Origin of the sequence: Enterococcus sp. 5B3_DIV0040, from assembly GCF_002140755.1 — a bacterium.
Taxonomy (GTDB): Bacteria; Bacillota; Bacilli; order Lactobacillales; family Enterococcaceae; genus Enterococcus_D; species Enterococcus_D casseliflavus.
The window spans coordinates 529,938-548,271 of the sequence record NZ_NGLC01000001.1 but is presented as its reverse complement, the minus strand read 5'-3'; the positions used below and the strand labels follow the sequence as shown (position 1 = coordinate 548,271).

The 18,334-nt window shown below is 44.1% G+C and carries 20 protein-coding genes; 5 read left to right on the top strand and 15 right to left on the bottom strand.

The window, feature by feature from the left end; translation table 11 throughout:
• Positions 1 to 247 precede the first annotated feature (247 nt).
• From A5883_RS02675 to A5883_RS02615, 13 genes are all read right to left on the bottom strand, one after another.
• Positions 248 to 928: an amino acid ABC transporter permease gene (locus A5883_RS02675; RefSeq protein ID WP_086337972.1), complete on the bottom strand. Its 681-nt coding sequence runs from the start codon at positions 926 to 928 to the stop codon at positions 248 to 250.
• Complete coding sequence (locus A5883_RS02670) at positions 928 to 1,779, bottom strand: transporter substrate-binding domain-containing protein (RefSeq protein ID WP_015510211.1); 852 nt, start codon at positions 1,777 to 1,779, stop codon at positions 928 to 930. Before A5883_RS02670 ends, A5883_RS02675 begins: the two co-directional genes overlap by 1 nt.
• A 12-nt stretch (positions 1,780 to 1,791) precedes the next feature.
• Positions 1,792 to 3,243, bottom strand: a complete 1,452-nt coding sequence (locus tag A5883_RS02665) for an amidase (protein WP_086337971.1) — start codon at positions 3,241 to 3,243, stop codon at positions 1,792 to 1,794.
• Positions 3,244 to 3,502: 259 nt separating this feature from the next.
• Complete coding sequence (locus A5883_RS02660; RefSeq protein WP_010749839.1) at positions 3,503 to 4,345, bottom strand: DUF368 domain-containing protein; 843 nt, start codon at positions 4,343 to 4,345, stop codon at positions 3,503 to 3,505.
• Between the two features lie 122 nt (positions 4,346 to 4,467).
• Positions 4,468 to 4,977 carry a GNAT family N-acetyltransferase gene (locus tag A5883_RS02655; protein ID WP_086337970.1) on the bottom strand — a complete coding sequence of 170 codons (510 nt, stop codon included), beginning with the start codon at positions 4,975 to 4,977 and terminating at the stop codon, positions 4,468 to 4,470.
• Positions 4,978 to 5,090: 113 nt separating this feature from the next.
• The gene (locus tag A5883_RS02650) at positions 5,091 to 5,717 is read right to left on the bottom strand and encodes a glycosyltransferase family 32 protein (RefSeq protein ID WP_010749841.1); all 627 of its coding nucleotides are present in this window, start codon (positions 5,715 to 5,717) and stop codon (positions 5,091 to 5,093) included.
• A gap of 176 nt (positions 5,718 to 5,893) precedes the next feature.
• The gene (locus tag A5883_RS02645; RefSeq protein WP_010749842.1) at positions 5,894 to 6,997 is read right to left on the bottom strand and encodes an alpha-hydroxy-acid oxidizing protein; all 1,104 of its coding nucleotides are present in this window, start codon (positions 6,995 to 6,997) and stop codon (positions 5,894 to 5,896) included.
• Between the two features lie 151 nt (positions 6,998 to 7,148).
• The gene (locus A5883_RS02640) at positions 7,149 to 7,565 is read right to left on the bottom strand and encodes an NUDIX hydrolase (RefSeq protein WP_086337969.1); all 417 of its coding nucleotides are present in this window, start codon (positions 7,563 to 7,565) and stop codon (positions 7,149 to 7,151) included.
• A gap of 103 nt (positions 7,566 to 7,668) precedes the next feature.
• Positions 7,669 to 7,992 carry a DUF1292 domain-containing protein gene (locus tag A5883_RS02635; RefSeq protein WP_086337968.1) on the bottom strand — a complete coding sequence of 108 codons (324 nt, stop codon included), beginning with the start codon at positions 7,990 to 7,992 and terminating at the stop codon, positions 7,669 to 7,671.
• A 22-nt stretch (positions 7,993 to 8,014) separates the two neighbouring features.
• Positions 8,015 to 8,446 (bottom strand): Holliday junction resolvase RuvX, encoded by a 432-nt coding sequence (gene ruvX, locus A5883_RS02630; RefSeq protein ID WP_005234242.1) that lies wholly within the window; start codon positions 8,444 to 8,446, stop codon positions 8,015 to 8,017.
• Positions 8,446 to 8,712: an IreB family regulatory phosphoprotein gene (locus tag A5883_RS02625; protein ID WP_005228556.1), complete on the bottom strand. Its 267-nt coding sequence runs from the start codon at positions 8,710 to 8,712 to the stop codon at positions 8,446 to 8,448. The genes ruvX and A5883_RS02625 overlap by 1 nt, the downstream gene beginning before the upstream one ends.
• Positions 8,713 to 8,857: 145 nt before the next feature.
• Positions 8,858 to 9,688, bottom strand: a complete 831-nt coding sequence (locus A5883_RS02620; protein WP_086337967.1) for a TIGR03943 family putative permease subunit — start codon at positions 9,686 to 9,688, stop codon at positions 8,858 to 8,860.
• Between the two features lie 3 nt (positions 9,689 to 9,691).
• Complete coding sequence (locus tag A5883_RS02615; RefSeq protein ID WP_086337966.1) at positions 9,692 to 10,639, bottom strand: permease; 948 nt, start codon at positions 10,637 to 10,639, stop codon at positions 9,692 to 9,694.
• A 220-nt stretch (positions 10,640 to 10,859) separates the two neighbouring features.
• Between A5883_RS02615 and A5883_RS02605 the strand changes: the two genes are divergently transcribed.
• Positions 10,860 to 11,222 carry a thioredoxin family protein gene (locus A5883_RS02605; protein WP_086337965.1) on the top strand — a complete coding sequence of 121 codons (363 nt, stop codon included), beginning with the start codon at positions 10,860 to 10,862 and terminating at the stop codon, positions 11,220 to 11,222.
• Between the two features lie 93 nt (positions 11,223 to 11,315).
• Here A5883_RS02605 and A5883_RS02600 read toward each other — a convergent pair whose 3' ends face one another.
• A complete protein-coding gene (locus tag A5883_RS02600) occupies positions 11,316 to 11,990 on the bottom strand; it encodes a redox-sensing transcriptional repressor Rex (protein WP_005228549.1) in 675 nt (224 codons plus the stop codon).
• 217 nt (positions 11,991 to 12,207) lie between these two features.
• Here A5883_RS02600 and A5883_RS02595 point away from each other — a divergent pair, with 217 nt between their 5' ends.
• The 4 genes from A5883_RS02595 (at position 12,208) to add (ending at position 17,385) form a co-directional block, all read left to right on the top strand.
• The gene (locus tag A5883_RS02595; protein ID WP_086337964.1) at positions 12,208 to 14,139 is read left to right on the top strand and encodes an ABC-F family ATP-binding cassette domain-containing protein; all 1,932 of its coding nucleotides are present in this window, start codon (positions 12,208 to 12,210) and stop codon (positions 14,137 to 14,139) included.
• Positions 14,140 to 14,239: 100 nt separating this feature from the next.
• Positions 14,240 to 14,962 (top strand): C39 family peptidase, encoded by a 723-nt coding sequence (locus A5883_RS02590; RefSeq protein WP_086337963.1) that lies wholly within the window; start codon positions 14,240 to 14,242, stop codon positions 14,960 to 14,962.
• 148 nt (positions 14,963 to 15,110) lie between these two features.
• Positions 15,111 to 16,217, top strand: a complete 1,107-nt coding sequence (gene ald, locus A5883_RS02585) for an alanine dehydrogenase (RefSeq protein ID WP_081116086.1) — start codon at positions 15,111 to 15,113, stop codon at positions 16,215 to 16,217.
• 151 nt (positions 16,218 to 16,368) lie between these two features.
• Complete coding sequence (gene add, locus A5883_RS02580) at positions 16,369 to 17,385, top strand: adenosine deaminase (protein WP_086337962.1); 1,017 nt, start codon at positions 16,369 to 16,371, stop codon at positions 17,383 to 17,385.
• A 69-nt stretch (positions 17,386 to 17,454) separates the two neighbouring features.
• On the opposite strand, the gene A5883_RS02575 is transcribed toward add, so the two are convergent.
• Positions 17,455 to 18,222, bottom strand: a complete 768-nt coding sequence (locus A5883_RS02575; protein WP_086337961.1) for a histidinol-phosphatase — start codon at positions 18,220 to 18,222, stop codon at positions 17,455 to 17,457.
• Positions 18,223 to 18,334: the final 112 nt, after the last annotated feature.

Genomic DNA, 18,334 nt, shown 5'->3' with positions numbered 1-18,334 from the left:
TTTTACCATGAATCACTTGAGCCGAACGAATGAAATATAGACTGTTTAAGTGAAGGAAAATAACTTGGTCAGCACCATTTTCATACTGAAACTAGTTTGACATTACAGAAATTTCTCTATCTTCCTTGCCTTTGGTCATTGTTTTACTATGGCAATCTCCTTTCTTCTATCTTTTCAAATACAAAAACTGCAGAAATCAATTCAAGAAGAGAGTGATTTCTGCAGTGATCGAGCCTCGGCTCTTTTTTTATTGTCTTACAGCCTCATTAGAGGCAAAGCGTTTTGAAAAATGTTGTTCTAATCGCTTTTGCCCGGCTTCAATCAAAATGCACAACAGCCAATAAATGATGGCAACTAGCACATACATGGACATGTAATCAAAGGTTCGTCCGCCAACGATCTTAGCTTTTTGAAAAATATCAGGAATCGTGATCATTGCTGCCAAGGAGGTTCCTTTCAACAAATCCATTGCCACATTACTCAATGCCGGTACAGAAATACGAAAGGCTTGTGGCAAAATAATCAGACGCATCGTTTTCGTAAAGGATAACCCTAACGCATAGGCAGCATCAAATTGCCCACGATCCACACCAGCAATTGATCCTCGGTAGATTTCCCCGATAAATGCGCTGCTGGTCAATGTAAAACAGATGATCGCAGCACTAAGCGCCGACAATTGATAAGGCAAGCCAAAATACAGTAGGAACAACAAGACCAACGCTGGGACGCCTCTTAGAAATGAGAGGTAGCCCCGCACGAACCCTTTAATGATGGGGTTTTCCAGCATCCCTAAGAAGGTGACTGTGATCCCTAATACGTTGCCTCCTAGAAACGAAACGACAGCAATGCCGACCGTATAGGACAAGCCCGACAGCAAATAGGGCAATGACTCCCACATCAACGGCAAATCAAGGGTTGGAATATACATTAGTCTGTTTCAACCGTTTGGATCGCTTGATCAGATTTTACTGAAATATCGGTTTGAAAATACGTTTCCGCAAGTTCTTTTAAACGGCCGTCTTCTTTCATTTCTGCTAAAACAGCATCCACTTTTTCCTGCAATGCTTGATGATCTTTCACAAATAAGAAGCCCGTTTCATTCGGATTAAAGTAGACATCTTCCAAAATTTTTACAGGGATATCTGGCAAAGCAGCGACTGCCATTTTTTGCAAATAATAATCATTCAAGATCACATCCGTTCGACCATTCGCAACATCTGTCAAATACTGATCATTCGTTGCGTTGTCGTAAGTCACTAATTCTGCCCCATAGGATTCGGCTAAGCGCATGTAGCTGGTATTCGGTTCACCAGCAGCTTTTTTGCCATCCAAATCTTCTAAAGAAGCAATCCCAGAGTCATCACTTTTACGCACGATCATACTATCGAACGAGTATTTAATAGGCGTTGAGAGACTGAATTTTTCCGCCCGTTCATCTGTCAAACCAAAATCGTTGGCAGCAAAATCGGCTTCTCCACGTGTTAAAGAAGAAACTTGTCCATCGACATTGTACTCTTTAAATGTGATCTCTACGCCTAATCGTTTGGCGACTTCTTTTGCCACATCGACATCATAGCCCACTAATTCATTTTCATCGTTATAGTAAGACGATGGATACAAGGTTCCCGAAGTAGCAACAACCAATGTTTTGGCTTCTTCCACCTTGCTTAAACTGGTGTCTTCTTCCGTTGGTTTGCTGCAGGCACTTAACAGGACCCCCGCAAATAAACCTAAAAAGCCAACCATTGCAACGATTTTCCCTTTTCTAACTTGTTTCATAATATCCTCCTCTTAGTTTCCTTGTTTTGGCAACAGAAATCGTTGCTGTGTTTCAAATAAATAGCCGACTTGGAAAAGTAGGTCTTCTCTGCCTTTAGACGCCATAAATTGGACCCCTAGCGGCAACCCTTCCTCGCTAAGAGCAGTTGGCAAGCTGATGGCTGGCTGCCCCGTTAAATTGGCTAATTGAGTGTAAGGTGTCAGAGCATAGCTCTTGGCAAACATTTCTTCGATCAACTCACCCGCAGCACTTTTTCCAAGCGATTCGATCTCATGCAGTCTTTGGCGAATGCTATCGCTTTGTAAGTCTTCCTCGATCAAAGGGGCTGGAAAAGCCGTCGTCGGGGTCAAAAAGAGATCATAGGTTGAAAAGACTTCTTCCATTTTTTCTGCCAGCTGATCCCACCACTGCAAGGCAAGAACGTAATCGGCGGCAGACAGTTTTTTGCCATATTGGTAAAGTGCCCAGGTCATCAATTCCATCTCTTCCCGTCTGACCGGTACTTGACGAGCAGCATTGATCTCAGCAAACATCGCGGCTGTTTCGCCGCCATTCATGGCGTAATAGGTGGTCATCATTTGCTGACCATCCACTGGATAGCCCACTTCAACGACTTCATGTCCCTGCTTTTCTAAAAATGTGGCTGCACTTCGCACTGCTTGGATGGCAGTTTCAGACACTTGGCCACCGGTCGGCGATGCGGTAGTAAAAGCAACCTTCAACCGCGGTTTTTGACTCGCTTGCCGATGATGCCATTCTACTTGCGGTGCCTGATAAGGGGCTGTCGGCTGTGACGTCCGCAACGCATAAAACAACTGTTCCGTATCACGCATGGAAAGCGTCAACGCAAAGTTGATGGAAGCGCCTTGCCAGCTACGCCATTCACTAGGACCCACTGGCATCGTACCACGGGTTGGCTTCAAACCAATCAATCCGCTAAAGGATGCTGGAATGCGGATCGATCCGCCGCCATCACTGGCACCCGCAATCGGAAACATCCCCGAAGCCACTGCCGCTGCCGCACCACCACTGGAACCACCAGCTGAATAGGCAGGATTCCACGGATTACGTGTAGGCCCATACAATGTTGGATCAGTAATATTTTTGAATCCAAATTCTGGTGCATTGGTTTGCCCTAACGGCACAAAGCCTGCCTCTTCTAAACGAGAGACAAAATGAGCCGTGCGGCTGGCTCGTGCATTTGCAAACAGTTTGGCTCCTGACGTTGCTAGCCACCCTGCTTTGGTTTGGCCGAGTATTTTTAACGGCATGGGTTGTCCCCCAAAAACCGTTTTTTGAAGATGCTGCTCGTAATGCTGGATCGCTGCTTGCGGATCAAATGTTACAAGCGCATTCAAAAGCGGATTTTGTTGATTGACTTTTTCTTCGATCATCGCCACCCGCTCTGCAAAACTGATTTTTCCTTGCCGCAATTGTTCCGCCCAATAGGTCGCATCTTGCATGCTTGCCCCTCCTTTTTCTCAAAACCTCAAACAATTATCTATACTGTAACACACGAAAAAATCTTCTTTATATAGACTACAATATACCAAACACTAGGAAATCTTTCAACAAAAATAGAACAGTTTTTAAACCTGTATTATATCGTTATCAAACGTTCCCATATTTTTTACTACCAGCTGTCGACCAACGCTTCTTCTTAGCTGTCCCCATCATTACCTAACAAAAACGGCACATCGCCAAACGATGTGCCGTTTTGATTTACTTGTATTTTTCTTCCAGCTTGCTCATCCAAAGACCTAACCAAGCCCCCAAGACAAACAAGATAATTCCGATGACAGCCGTTACCCAAGTAAAGCCGCTATAGTTTGCCACCGGAGGAATCACGATCAATATCGTTGAGGCAATAACGATCCCTAAAATGAAGTGATAGACTTTTGAATGATAATGGCTCAATAGCCACTCCATCAATTTCGAAAACAGCAGCATCACTGCCAAGCCGCCAATGGCGATCGGTAGAAAGACCCCCATGATGTCAAAGCTCTTAAAGCCTTTCAACATCGGATCATAAAGGCCCAGAACGAGCAAAAGGTTTGAAGGACTCAAGCCAGGAACCAAAACACCTAACGCGATCAGACCGCCGGCGATAACAAAACCAATGAAATTGGCAGGGATCGTTCCTAAGATATCGCCCATAAAATAGAGGAACAAGAAGCCGATGACCATACTGCCGAAGAACCAAAGCAGGTCGCCGGTTGTCCGTTTGCTTTTCAAGGTCGATTCTTTAGCAAGTGCCGGTAACGTCCCAATAATTGCCCCCGCAAAGCCCCACAAAACGATGATTTGATAGTTTTGCAGCAGCCACTCTAATGGCTTTGATAAAAGCCCGATCCCTACGATTCCCCCGATCCCTACTGGCAGGAAAAAGAGGAGATTCTCTTTAAAATTCTTCGTGAGATGTGCCATAAAGCGCAGCATCCGCTCATAAATGCCTAAGATGGCTGCCAATACGCCACCTGAAACACCAGGCAAGATAAAGCCCAAGGCAATCACCACGCCTTTAAGAAAACGTGACAAAATACTTTCGTTTCTCTGTTTTTCCATTTACAATTGCTCTCCTTAGCGATGGTTTTCACCAATCGTTCTTTTTTCATCAATCCCTTTAACTATACTTGATTGCCAAAAAAATGGAAAGTAATTTCTAATTCCTCATACAAAGGCAGATTTCAAAGTTCTTTCAGCATCAAGAAATCCATCTGCTCATCATCCCCCATAAAAAAGGAATGACTGCCAACTCTTTCAAAGCCCATCGTATGATAAAAAGCCAACGCATTGTCGTTAAATTCCCAAACGCCTAACCAGATCGACTTTTTCTGCAGCTCTTTGGCGGTCTCTTGAGCAAACAGCAGCAGTGTTTTGCCATAGCCTCTGCGCTTATGTTCTTTTTTGATATAGATTCGTTCAATTTCCAACCCCTCTGGGGCGATTGCTTCCGTTTGCGCCTCACCCCAGTTAAGTTTGATATATCCTACGGTTTGATCATTTTCTTGTAAAAAATAAAACGCCGATTGCGGATTTTCTAACTCTCGGGTCAGTTTCGGCAGATTGTAGGCTTCTTCTAGATAGCTACGAGTATTTTCCTCCGTATTGAAAGGAGCAAATGTATCGTAATAGGTGGATACGCTAATTTCTCCCAATTCTTCTAAATCTGCCAAAGTACATCGTTTGATAGCCATCAAAACGCCTCCTCATTTTTTCAAGCTATTCTATCACATCTCCATCATCCCTTGCAAAAGCAAAAAGGACGGACAGCTTTCCCCACTGTCCGTCCTTTCATAGACTTACTCTTTTATAACCAAGAGCCAGAAAACTGATGGATCACCATCGTACTCGGATCTTCCTCGACCTCACCAGTGATATAGCTTTTTGGTGAAAACGTCATTTGCGGGAAGATTTCTACACCCTTAACGGTTTGTCGTTGATTATTCAATTCTAATCCGTGGTTTTGCAACAGTTCCGTCACTCGGATCACATTGGTGACGACATCTTCCGTTTTTTCTGCCCGGACAAATTTTCGGTCATCGTAATCGTGGTACCACTCTTCCATAAAGGGATGATGCGGCACCGCTCCAATGATCCCAGTAGAAATCTTGGTTTCGATCTCAAAGCCCATAAATGCCTCCAGTGTCAAGAGCTCATCTAAAGGTTTGACCACCTCGATATCAGTATCCATATAAATACCGCCTTCTGTCACTAACGCATACAAACGAACCACATCTGACACAAAGGCCCATTCTTCTTGGTCATAGGCCTCTTTTAGATAAGGACCGAATTTTGAAAGGTCGATCGTTGATTCATCCCAACGTTTGATCTCATAATCCGGACAATATTTTTTCCAGGTATCCATGTATTTCTTTTCTTGTTCACCTAATGGATTGCCGCCAAACCAGCAATAATGAATAATTTTTGGAATCATCAATCTCTCTCCTTTAGTTTATTGGTCTCTTTTAAGTGTAGCTGATTTTACAATTGTTTCAAAATCATATACACTTTTTTCAGCGAAAGCAGTTGCTCCTGCTCCTGGGCATGATCAGAAAAATCCATTAAAAAAGCACCAGAATCAGCGATTCTAGCGCCTTTTTGAGGGATTACTTATAAATAGCGATTGTCCCGTAAAACGGCTTTTTTAATATCTGCCACCGTTTGCGTCCCCGCAAGCTGCATGACCATCTCCAATTCTTTTTTGAAGAAATCAAAGACTTGTTGAACACCGGTGGCACCACCTAGAGCCAACCCATAAATCACTGGTCGACCGATTGCCACCAGATCTGCTCCGCAAGCAATCGCTTTAAAGACATGTTGTCCTCGCCGTACCCCGCTATCAAAGACGATCGGCGCCCGACCTGCTACTGCTTCAGCCACGATCTGCAAGGAATCAAAGGAAGCTGGACCACCATCCAATTGGCGTCCCCCGTGATTTGAGACCCAAATCCCTTGTGCACCTGCCCCTAATGCTCGTTCCACATCTTCTTCTGATTGCACCCCTTTGACATAAACCGGCAAATCAGATTCTTTGGCGATAAAAGCGACATCCTGAGGACTTAATTTTTGTTTTGAGGAGCCGTAAACGGCATCCATCGTTTGTCCGATCCCTGATTGATAAGCCTGAACGATCGGCATTGCCAACGGAAAGGTGAAGCCATTGCGGCGATCCGTTTCTCGATTGCCCCCCACGGTTGCATCTGCGGTCAAAACGATCGCTTTGGCGCCATTGCGTTTTGCCATCGCCAAGATGTCTTTGTTAATACCATCGTCTTTACTCATATAAAACTGGAACCACTGCGGCGCTTCTTGACCTCCAGCCGCTCGGATTTCTTCCAACGTACAAGAGGCATACGAACTCGCCGTATAGATCGTGCCAAAACGTGATACACCTTTGGCTGACGCTTGTTCTGCCGCAACATTTGCTAAGCCGTGGGCAGCCACAGGCGCCATAATGATTGGCGCTGACAACGTGTCACCGCCAAAGGACAACGTTGTGTCCGGTAATTCAATGTCCTTTAAGACATGAGGAATAATCAATTTGTGATTGAAGGCGCGTTCATTTTCTTGATAGGTAAAAATATCTCCCGCACCACTGCTGATATAGCCATACCCACCTTTAGGAATCACTTCCTCTGCCGCGATCTCCAAATCGCGCATATTGATAAAATCGATTGCTCCTTCTGCGGTACTTGCTTGATAAATTTTTTCCATGCCTTTCCCTACTCTCCAATAAGATAACGTTTACATTTTCATCCTACCCCTGATTGCAGGATCACGCAACTCATTCGCTCACTCCTACTCAACACGCTGCTTTTACTTTTCCACTCAAGACAGCCCTCCATTTGAGTGGGCTGAATTATTTTTATGTTCGTGAGAAATATTCTGCCAATAACAACGGCTGAATCGTTGGATATGTCCAGTTGGCAGGCGGCTCTGCCATTACATAGATTGCTTCGATCTCTGAGGTCAATTCATCCTGCAAGTCCGTGATCTGGGCTTCAAACACCAAGCCATAATCGGTCTCCCCGTTTTTTTCTACACCATAGATAAATAACGGTTCTAGGGTAAAGTGCTTGGCGCCTGTTTCTTCTTTTAATTCACGGGCAGCACACTCTGTGATGCTTTCTCCTAGTTCTCGCTTGCCTCCAGGGATCTCCAATGTGTCTCGTTCTTTGTGTTTGACATAGACGAACTTTTCTTGGTACTTGCTGATGATCACGGCAAAAACTAGCTGCTCTTCTGCGATCTTTTCAAGCTCGAATATCGTTACGTTACTCATTTTTCTCATTCCTTTCAAAAAGCAGACATGCTTCTAAAATAAACAGTCGTTAAATCAAAAAAAGTGCTGATCCCTTATGGAAAGGGTCAGCACTTGCAACTTATTACTCTTCTTCTTCCGCCATGAATGTGTTGAAGACTTCTTCAATCATATCCCATTCTGCTTCTGTTTCGATCTGTTCTAATTCACCTTCAGAACCGTCTTCGTTTTCAATATAAGCGTACGCTTGTAATTCAACGTCTTCTTCTTCTGGTACGCCTGCTGGATAAAGCAAGACGTAGTTGCGGCCGAATTCTTCCGTACCGTCAACCGTTAATAGAATTTCGTATAAGGTTTCATTTCCTTGATCATCGATTAAAGTAATGTGTTCATGTCCTTCATGATCGTGATCGTGATCGTGGTTATGATCGTGTGTATGTTCTGACATTTATTTTCCTCTTTTCTGTAAATTAAAACAGCTGTTTCCCAGCACCATCTAAATAATTCTGCAAAATCATGACTGCTGCTAATTTATCAATCACTTTTTTTCGTTTGGCACGCGATGTATTCGCCTGTTCTACCAGCATTCGTTCTGCTTGAACGGTCGTCAGACGTTCGTCTTGGTAAACGACCGGCAAACCGAATTGCTGTTCGATCGCTGCGCCGTAAGCCATAGAAGCTTCCGCTCTAGGTCCGATCGTATTATTCATATTTTTAGGTAGTCCTACCACAAAACGTGAGACTTCATATTCTTTCACCAATTCAGCAAGTCGATCATAACCGAAATTGCCTTCATCTTCATTGATGCGAATGATCTCGATCCCTTGTGCTGTCCAGCCCATTGGGTCACTGACCGCCACGCCGACTGTCCGCGAACCAACATCCAATCCCATGATTCTCATTATAGGTTGATCCCGTGATTGCCTAAATAATAACGGATCAGAACTTCCATGATCTCATCCCGTTCGTGACGACGAATCAAATTCCGGGCATCCCGATAACGAGGAATGTAAGCCGGGTCGCCAGAAAGGAGATAACCGACGATTTGATTGATCGGATTGTATCCTTTTTCCTCTAATGCTCGGTAGACGATAGCTAATGTTTCGCTGACTTCTTTTTTACGGCTATCATCAAAATCAAAGCGAACTGTTTCATCTGTAAAACCCATTTCACGACACCTCTCTTTTGTATAGATTTTAGCATATGTTCCTACTATATTGTACTAAACGTTTGATAAAACTACAAACATATGCTTAGATTTTCTCCATTATAACAAAGGTTTATGATGTTTTTATGAACTTTCTTAAAAAAAGCTAGAAAGCGCGATAGACATACTGGTTTTCTGGTGCTTCAATCGTCTTCTCTTGGTCTGCTACCACCATCGGCAAGTCCCGTTTGAAGGGTTGATAGTACTTCGATTGGATCGTCCCTTCCACGTGGAGCCACTGGTTATTTTCTGCCGTTGTTTGTTGCGGTAATTCCACTCGCAAACCAAAAACGCCTGAATCAGCCACACAATGGATAATGCCAAAACGAAACAAAAAGATTTCATTGGCATCATCTTGATCTGCATGGTACACAAATCCATCATAGGTGATTTTCTTGCCAATAAATTCGCTCGGGTACGTATAGATCAACTCCATGACTTCCAAGTAATTTTCTTCCGTTACCGCAATCGTCTCATCTTTGGCGTAACGTGCCAATGCTGCATCCATCTGAGTGTCATAATCTTCTTTGTTAAAATAAAGACTTGTATCGGGTTTCAGATATTGGGTCGTCATTTCTGGATCCCCCACAGATTCTTCACTTAGGGGGAAATTAAACCCTTTTGCTTCAACGATCGTCGTATCCAAGCTAACGGTGGGGAAAAAGAGACCCACGATGATCGGTAAGGCTAATAGAAAATACGCAATCACTCGTTGGTGTTTTTTCTCCAATCCATGCTGGTGCTCATCGTCATGATGATGCTCGGGCTCTTGTTTGACCCAAAAATACAGCTGGACCAAAGCCATTAATAAAGAAATGATCATGGATAAAATAGCGAGATAGCGATAATGAATGTTGATAAACTGATTAAGTTTGCCCGTCACTTGCAAATACATCATCAATTCAAAATAGCCTGATAAGATCAAAAAACGAATCATTCTTTACACCACCCATGCATAAATTGAAACGACGATTGCGACTAAACCAACTAAAGAAGCGATAAAACGCCCCGAAAAGTACCGCTTCATCATCAACAGGTTTTTAATATCTACCATTGGACCAAAAACCAGGAAACCGACGACTGGTCCCGTGCCGAATAAACTCAACAACGAAGAGCCGATAAAGGCATCTGCTTCGGAACATAAGGATAACGTTAATGCCAACAGCAGCATGACAAAGACCGCTAACAGCTTCGTGGAGCCTAATGTCAGCATCAAGCCAGTTGGCAGATAGGTCTGCATCGCTGAGGCGATCAACGCACCAATGATTAAATAACGCCCAGTATCGAAAAACTCATCCAAACTATGCTGCAACAAATGACGAATCTGCCGAAGAAGTGGATGGCTGGTCTTTTCCGTTTGATGGTGGGCGTGAGCATGCCCATGATGGTGTGGGTGAGCTGCCTGCTCATTCCCGCCACTTAATTGATTGGCAAGCCGTGTTTTTAAGATCTCTTGTTTGTTAAAATACGCCAGCCAGATCCCCACGACCATTGCGACCAATAAGCTGCCCAGTACACGCAAAAAGGCGAACTTCGCGGAATTTCCAAAGGCAATGAATGTAGAAAAAATCACGATAGGATTGATGATCGGTGCAGTCAGCATAAAGGCAAACGCCGTATACACTGGCACCTCTTTTTTTACGAACTGATTAACGATCGGTACGATCCCACATTCGCAGGAAGGAAAAAAGACCCCCAGACCACAACCAACTGTGATCGATGCCAATTTGTTTTTTGGTAAGAGTCTCGTGACTCTTTCTGGCGTCAAGAAGACTTGTAAGGCACCTGAGATCAAGCAGCCCAATAGGACAAACGGCAAGGCTTCAATGACGATAGATAAAAAAATAACACTCATTTGCAGGACAGAATTCGGTAATGCCTGAAACATAACTTTAACCTTCTTTATCAATAAATTCGAAACGCTGGAATTACTATACGTTTTTTCCTTTTTTTATACAACGTTTTTTTTAAAGCAGCCTATTTTTTTAATCGTTGCTTTAGATTTCCCTTATCTTTGAATCCTTCTTACTCACCTAAGCGATCAGCTGCTAGCAGATATTTTGACTTTTCCTCAAGAACAGCGTACATTTTCCATGGAGGAATGACTTATGCAAAAAAATCAACCGATCCAAGAGCAGCTCGCCCAACAACCGTTGGCACTACTCTATCTCTCTCAACCGAATTGCAGTATTTGTGTTGCAGACAAACCACGCATCCAAAAACTGGCACAAACCCAGCAACTCCCCCTATTAACCATCAACACGCTGGCAGAGCCAGAAGCAGCCAGTTTATTTTCGGTCTTGACGGTTCCCGTCGTCCTCTTGTTCGCGAATGGGAAAGAAGTGCATCGTGAAGCCCGCATCATCGATTTCACACGTTTGACTCAACAAATCTTGCGGTATCAAGAAGCGCTCACAAGCGTTGAAGAGCAAGATTCCTACGAATCACTTTTTGACCAGTTAGACGAGTAAGTTCAGTGGCGAAAAAGCAAAAAACAGCTGTCAGATCGTTGTATATACTACGATCTGGCAGCTGTTTTGTTGGTTCCTATTTATGTGATGCGATTATTCGCTTAGTGATGGTTCTTCTACTGGTTCTTCATGGGACAAGACGTTGCCTGAATGCAAGAAATAAATCAATGTTTGCAATTCATTGGTTAAGTCAACGTTTTGAATCAGCACGCCTTTTGGTGCAGTGATCCGTGCAGGTGTAAAGTTCAAGATTCCTTTAATGCCAGCTTTCACAAGCTCGTTCACTAAATCTTGTGAATGTTGTGCGGGAACCGTCAAAATAGCCACATCGATCTGCTGGATCTTCACTTGTTCCTTCATGTCATCCATTGGATAGACCGGCACACCATCTACGATTCGACCAACTAGATCTTCATTGACATCAAATGCAGCACTGATCCGAATGCTGTTGCTTTGGTGAAATTTGTATTTCAACAAGGCGCTCCCCAAGTTTCCGACACCGACTAAAGCTACATTCGTCATGTGGTCTTCGTTCAATGTCTTCGCAAAGAACTGCATCAAGCTTTCAACGTCATAGCCATAGCCGCGTTTGCCTAATTCACCAAAGTAGGAAAAGTCGCGGCGAATCGTCGCACTATCAACTTGAACAGCTTCACTTAGTTCGGTCGAAGAAACTTTTAATTTGCCAGCTTGGTGCAAAATACGCAAGTAACGATAATATAAAGGCAATCGCTTCGCTGTTGCCTTTGGAATTTGATGATCTTTCAAAGAATACTCCCCCATTGTGAAAAATTCACTTGTGATGAAGCTATCATAACAAATACATTGTTCAAAAATCAATTTGAATGCTCATAATTTGAAATATAAATTTTATAATGGTAAAATCAAACTTTTTCCCAATCGCCGTTTCCCTTAAAATATGATAGACTTGTAGTATTGCAACCTTGATACAGACAAGTTTCTTAAAGATAGGAATGACATACACATGATTTTATTACAAGCCAACCAAATCGCCCGTCTTTTCGGAGCCGAGGTTTTATTTGAAAATATCCAATTAGAAATTGCCAGCAATTCCCGAATCGCGCTTGTTGGGCGCAACGGTGCTGGTAAATCAACGCTACTGAAAATTATTGCTGGACTCGAAAGTCCTGATAAAGGAACGATCGCTAAAAACAAGACCGCTACGATGGGCTACTTAGCTCAAGATACCGGACTTGATAGTCAAGCCACCGTTTGGGAAGAAATGCTAGGAGCTTTTGCAACGGTTCGGCAGATGGAGCAGCGCATGCGTACCTTAGAGATCGCCATCTCCGAAGCAGATCCTGCTGCTGACTCTGGCAATCTCCTGAAAGAATACGACCAATTGCAGCATGAATTTGCAGAAAAAAACGGCTATGGCTATGAAAATGAGATTCGCTCCGTCTTGCACGGTTTTCAGTTTGATCCTTCTTTTTACACGCAAGCCATCAATACCCTTTCTGGTGGTCAAAAAACCCGCTTGGCACTAGCAAAAATGCTGCTGCAAAAACCTGATATCTTGATCCTCGATGAACCGACCAACCATTTAGACATCGAAACGTTATCTTGGTTGGAAAACTATCTGCAAGGATATGCCGGTGCGTTGCTGATCGTTTCCCATGACCGTTACTTCCTAGACAAAGTCGTCAACGAAGTCTACGAACTGAGTCGTCAAAAAATGCGCCACTACAAAGGCAATTACAGCCGCTATTTGACCCTGAAAGCGGAGCAGTTGCAAAGTGAATGGAAAGCCTTTGAAAAGCAGCAAGAAGAAATCAATAAACTGGAAGACTTTGTTGCCCGCAACCTTGTCCGTGCGTCTACCACCAAACGCGCGCAAAGCCGCCGTAAGCAATTAGAGAAAATGGACCGGCTGGATCGCCCGCAAGGAGATGAAAAATCCGCCCACTTCCTTTTTTCTATTGAAAAGCCTTCAGGAAATGTTGTGATGCAAGTAGAAAATGCCGCTATCGGTTATTCTGAAGAAGAAGTCTTATCGGCGCCCATCGACTTAGATGTTCGGCGCAAAGATGCGATCGCTTTAGTAGGACCGAATGGGATCGGCAAATCAACCTTACTGAAATCGCTGATTCATAAAATCCCCTTTATTCAAGGAAAGGTCCATTTTGGCGCCAATGTCTCAATCGGGTACTATGACCAAACCCAATCCGATCTGCACTCAACCAAAACGATCCTCCATGAGCTTTGGGATGACCACAGTACCACACCTGAAGTCGAGATTCGCAATATATTAGGCAGCTTCTTATTTTCTGGAGAAGATGTTGAAAAGCCGATCACGCTATTAAGCGGTGGCGAAAAAGCCCGTGTCGCTTTGGCAAAATTAGCCATGGACCATGACAATTTCTTGATTTTGGATGAGCCAACCAACCATTTAGACATCGACAGCAAAGAAGTCTTAGAAAATGCGCTGATCGATTATGAAGGCACTTTGTTCTTCGTATCTCATGACCGCTACTTTATCAATCGAATCGCCACCAAGGTCGTGGAACTGTCTGAAAACGGCAGCAAGCTCTATCTCGGCGATTACGATTATTATTTAGAAAAGAAACAAGAAGAAGCTGAGATCGCAGCAATGTTGGAAGCAAAAACAACCGAAACCACTCTCTCAGCGGGCAAGCAAAACTTTGTCCAAAGCAAAGAACAGCAAAAAGCCGTTAGAACCTTACAGCGAAAAGTCGCCCAAATCGAAGAAGAACTTGCCGCAATAGAAGAAACGATCCAACAACTGGAACAAGACATGACCGCACCAGATGCGTTGAATGATCATGTCAAATTGACCTCGTTGAATCAAGCATTAGAACAAGCCCGCACTGAACAAGAAGCCCTATTAGAAGCATGGGAAAGCACTAGCTTAGAACTAGAGGCATTTGAAAGTTGATCGTGGAATCGGTCTGTAGGCCGATGACAAGCGCCCCCTCCTTTGTTTTACTTAAAAGAACAGGATGAATACGTACGATTCGTAAAACAAGGAGGGAAAAATGCAAAAACAGACAGATGTTTATCGAAAGCGTCGGCCAATGGTTGTTTTGGCAGGATTGGCGTTGATTTGGATAGGGTTCAATCGAATCTCTCATCACGTGTTGTACGGAGAGTTGTCCGAACACGTGCAGACCGTCGTTGCCTATGATGAGAGTTATGACGACGAATATGTTTATTCTCAGGCTATTTTTAGTGAAGATATCAATGCTTACTTATGGGAAATGGACATCACGACACCGATTTTCTTGCAGACGAACGAAGAATGGGCTGATAGATCCTATGGCAATGATGGCAGCCAAAGCTTAGCAGAAAATGGCTGTGCGATTGCTTCTCTTGCGATGGTTCAATCCTATCTTGAAGGCTATCCCATTTCGCCACTAGAAGTCCTCGACTGGGCAGGAGATCATTATTACGTTGACGGCCAAGGAACGGACTGGCGGATTTTTTCTGACTTTGCCGATGCAAACGGCTACAACTATTATGATCTTGGCACAGATCTAGCCAGCGTTGAAGCTTACTTGCAACAAAATCATCCCGTCATCGTTTCTGTGACTCCAGGGGAATTTACAGATGGCGGCCATATTATGGTCTTAGGTGGAATGATGGACGATCAAGTGTTTGTCTTAGATCCCAATGATGATCCAGAAAAATCCCATTACGCTATCTATTACACACTAGATGAAATCGCTAATCAAAGCTTGCGTTTTTGGACCTTCAGCTGATTGATCAAAAAAAGTCCCCTTTCGGGGCTTTTTTCTTTGTCGTGGCGTAGGCAGCAACTGGATCTTACTTTTTTAATAAAAAAACCATTCTTTCTCCCCTTAGGAATCCGCTTTCTATTATAATGGAAGAAAGAAAGGTGTGAAGTCTATGAAAATCGGTATCCCAAAAGAAATCAAGAACAATGAAAATCGTGTGGCATTGCCGCCCTCGGGAGTCTATGAGTTAGTCCAAGACGGACACGAAGTCTTCGTTGAACAAGGCGCTGGTGCAGGATCAACCTTTTCTGATCAAGCGTATCAGGAAGTCGGCGCTACGATTACTACCGTTGAAGAGGTTTGGGCCTCTGAATTGGTTATGAAAGTCAAAGAACCTTTACCAGAAGAATACCCCTTTTTGCATGAGGGACTGGTTTTATTCACCTATTTCCACGTAGCCGCCAATCAACAGCTTGCTCAAGCATTGATCGACAGCAAAGTGATCGCTGTTGCTTATGAAAACGTCCAGCTGGCGAACGGCACCCTGCCTCTGCTATCGCCTATGAGTGAGATCGCTGGAAGAATGTCTGTTCAAATCGGCGCACAATTTCTCGAAAAAATATATGGCGGAAAAGGGATCCTGCTTTCAGGTGTTCCCGGTGTCCGTCAAGGTCGGGTAACGATCATTGGTGGTGGCGTTGCCGGTGAGAATGCCGCGAGAGTCGCTGTAGGTTTAGGCGCACAAGTGACGATTTTAGACGTTTCGATCCCACGCTTACAAGAGCTGGATCGACAGTTTTCTGGTCAAGTTCAAACCTTGTATTCCAATCGCTTGAATATCGAACGAACGATCCAATCCGCAGACTTGGTGGTAGGAGCCGTCTTATTGCCAGGACAAAAAGCCCCGTGCTTAGTGACCCGCGACATGGTGAAACAGATGCCTGAAAAATCCGTGATCGTCGATATTGCCATTGACCAAGGCGGAATTTTTGAGACCGAAGACAAAGTCACTACCCACGACGAGCCAACCTATATCCGGGAAGAAGTTATTCACTATGCAGTCGCGAATATGCCAGGTGCTGTGCCGCAAACGGCAACCATCGCTTTGAGCATTGCCACCTTACCGTATGCCCAGCAGCTAGCGAACGATCCTTTAGCAGCGTTGCGAGAAAATCAGGCACTTGCCAAAGGGGTCATCGCCTATGAGGGCGCATTTACTTCAAAAGAAGCCGCTCACGATCTGTCATTGCCTTTTACCGATCTATCGGAATTGATTTGAGTCACTCTCCCACAATAAAACCAGCAGCCGCACAAGTAATTCGCGGCTGCTGTTTTGCTTTCTATGAGAATTTCCTTTTTTGGGTAGCATGGGCTTTGGAAGTATGCTATATTCATACTTAAAAAAATTCGACCTAGACAGGAGGAACACTGTGCTTACTCAACAACAAATCCAAGCATTTCCCAAAGTAGAACTTCACTGCCACCTCGACGGTTCCATTCGTCCAGAAACATTGATCGCCATCGCCAATCAGCAAGAACTACCGATCGAGCAAGACATAGAAGCTGTGAAAGCACAGATGCAAGCCCCCAAAGATTGTCATGACCTGAGGGATTATCTTCGCTGCTTTGATTTCGTTCGGCCGTATTTGCAAACACAAGAAGCGTTAGCAGCTGCCGCCTATGATGTGATGGAACAAGCCGCTCAAGATGGGGTCGCTTATATTGAGATCCGCTTTGCTCCCAGCTTATCGATGGACAAAGGACTCACTTGCAGCCAGACCATCCAAGCCGTGATCGAAGGCATCGCACGAGCAGAAGAACGCTACCCAATCAAAGGCAATGTTTTGATCATTGGGATGCGTCAAGAAGACCTACCAGCTATTACGGCGATTTTTGATGAAGCGATCGCTCTTACCGATGAAAAAGTCGTCGGCATTGATCTGGCAGGTCCAGAAGAAGACGGGTACGTCCCTGATTTAGCTGCCAGCTATCAAGTGTTCCTCAAGAACCAAAGTGTCCAACTGACCTTACATGCAGGCGAATGCGGCTGTGTGCAAAACATTTATCAAGCCATCGAAAGCGGTGCGCAGCGGATTGGCCACGGCATCGCCTTAAAAGGAGATCCTACTGCTCAAGCGTTTGTTCGAGAACAAAATCGCTGTATCGAAGGCTGTCCTACCAGCAATGTTCATACGCGTGCGATTCCCACATACTCGGTATACCCATTAAGAGAATGGCTAAAAGCCAAGGTCCCTTTTTGTTTGAACACCGATAACCGAACGGTCTCAAACACGACATTGACCAATGAATACCTGCAAATGGCTCATCATTGCGACATGACCGAATCAGAGATGCGCTTCTTAAACGAAACCGCCGCTCAGCATTCCTTTGCGGAAGCTGCCGACAAAGCGGTACTCTTGAAAAAAATTCAAGAATGGCAATTCTAATAAACATGGACGCTAGTGATCCCCACTGGCGTCCATGTTTTATTTCCAAAACGTTCAACTTTCTTTCCTTCACGCAAAGAAGAGCCGATCGATCCGTGTTAACCCCAATGCATCGATTTCTAAAAGAGCTCTTTCGTAAATTTCTGTATTCGTTAAAGCCGCACTCTCGTGGGCATCGATCCCAATAATACAAGAGCAGCCGACTTCCTTGGCGATCTTCCAAAATTCAGGATGCGGATAGCCACCGTTCGTATAGCCTGCCAAATTATACTCCAACGGCAGTTGATACTCTTTGGCTTTTTCACATAGGCGGTAGGCAACTTCTTCACAATGAGAATCGAAGGTTTTATAGCCCCGCATGAACACATCTGGGTGTGCCATATAAGCAAAAATTTCTGATTCAATTCCCTGTAAAGAAACACGGAGATAATCTTTGATCGCTTTTACCGAATCCCCGGGTGTATGGTCGTAATAGTGATTGCTTTCGATTTCAGGAAAGTGATTGCCAAAAATCAAATAGTCGATCGACAGCCTTTCTTTCTCTGCAACTAGCCAAGGGATCATTGTTTCAAAATATTCACACTCTAAACCTAATTTCACATCGATTTGTCCTTGGTATTTTTCCTGTAAGCTTTTCACCGATGAAACGTAATCTTCCAATTGCACAACATCCATCCGCATGGGCGAGACATACCCATCCTCAAAGGGCCAAGGGCAATGATCAGCGAAGCCAATTTCCTTAAAGCCAGCTTGGATGGCTTTGATCACATAGTCTTCATCAGAATCCCGTGCATGTTTGCATCGAGTTGTGTGGGTATGATAGTTTGCTTTCCACATGGTTAATCACTCCTTCTTATTACATTTAGGTTAATTTGTTTTTGTGATCGCATTTTAGGTACACTCTTCTTGAGGCGTTATCCTTCAAACCGTTCGTTATTTTACAAAATCT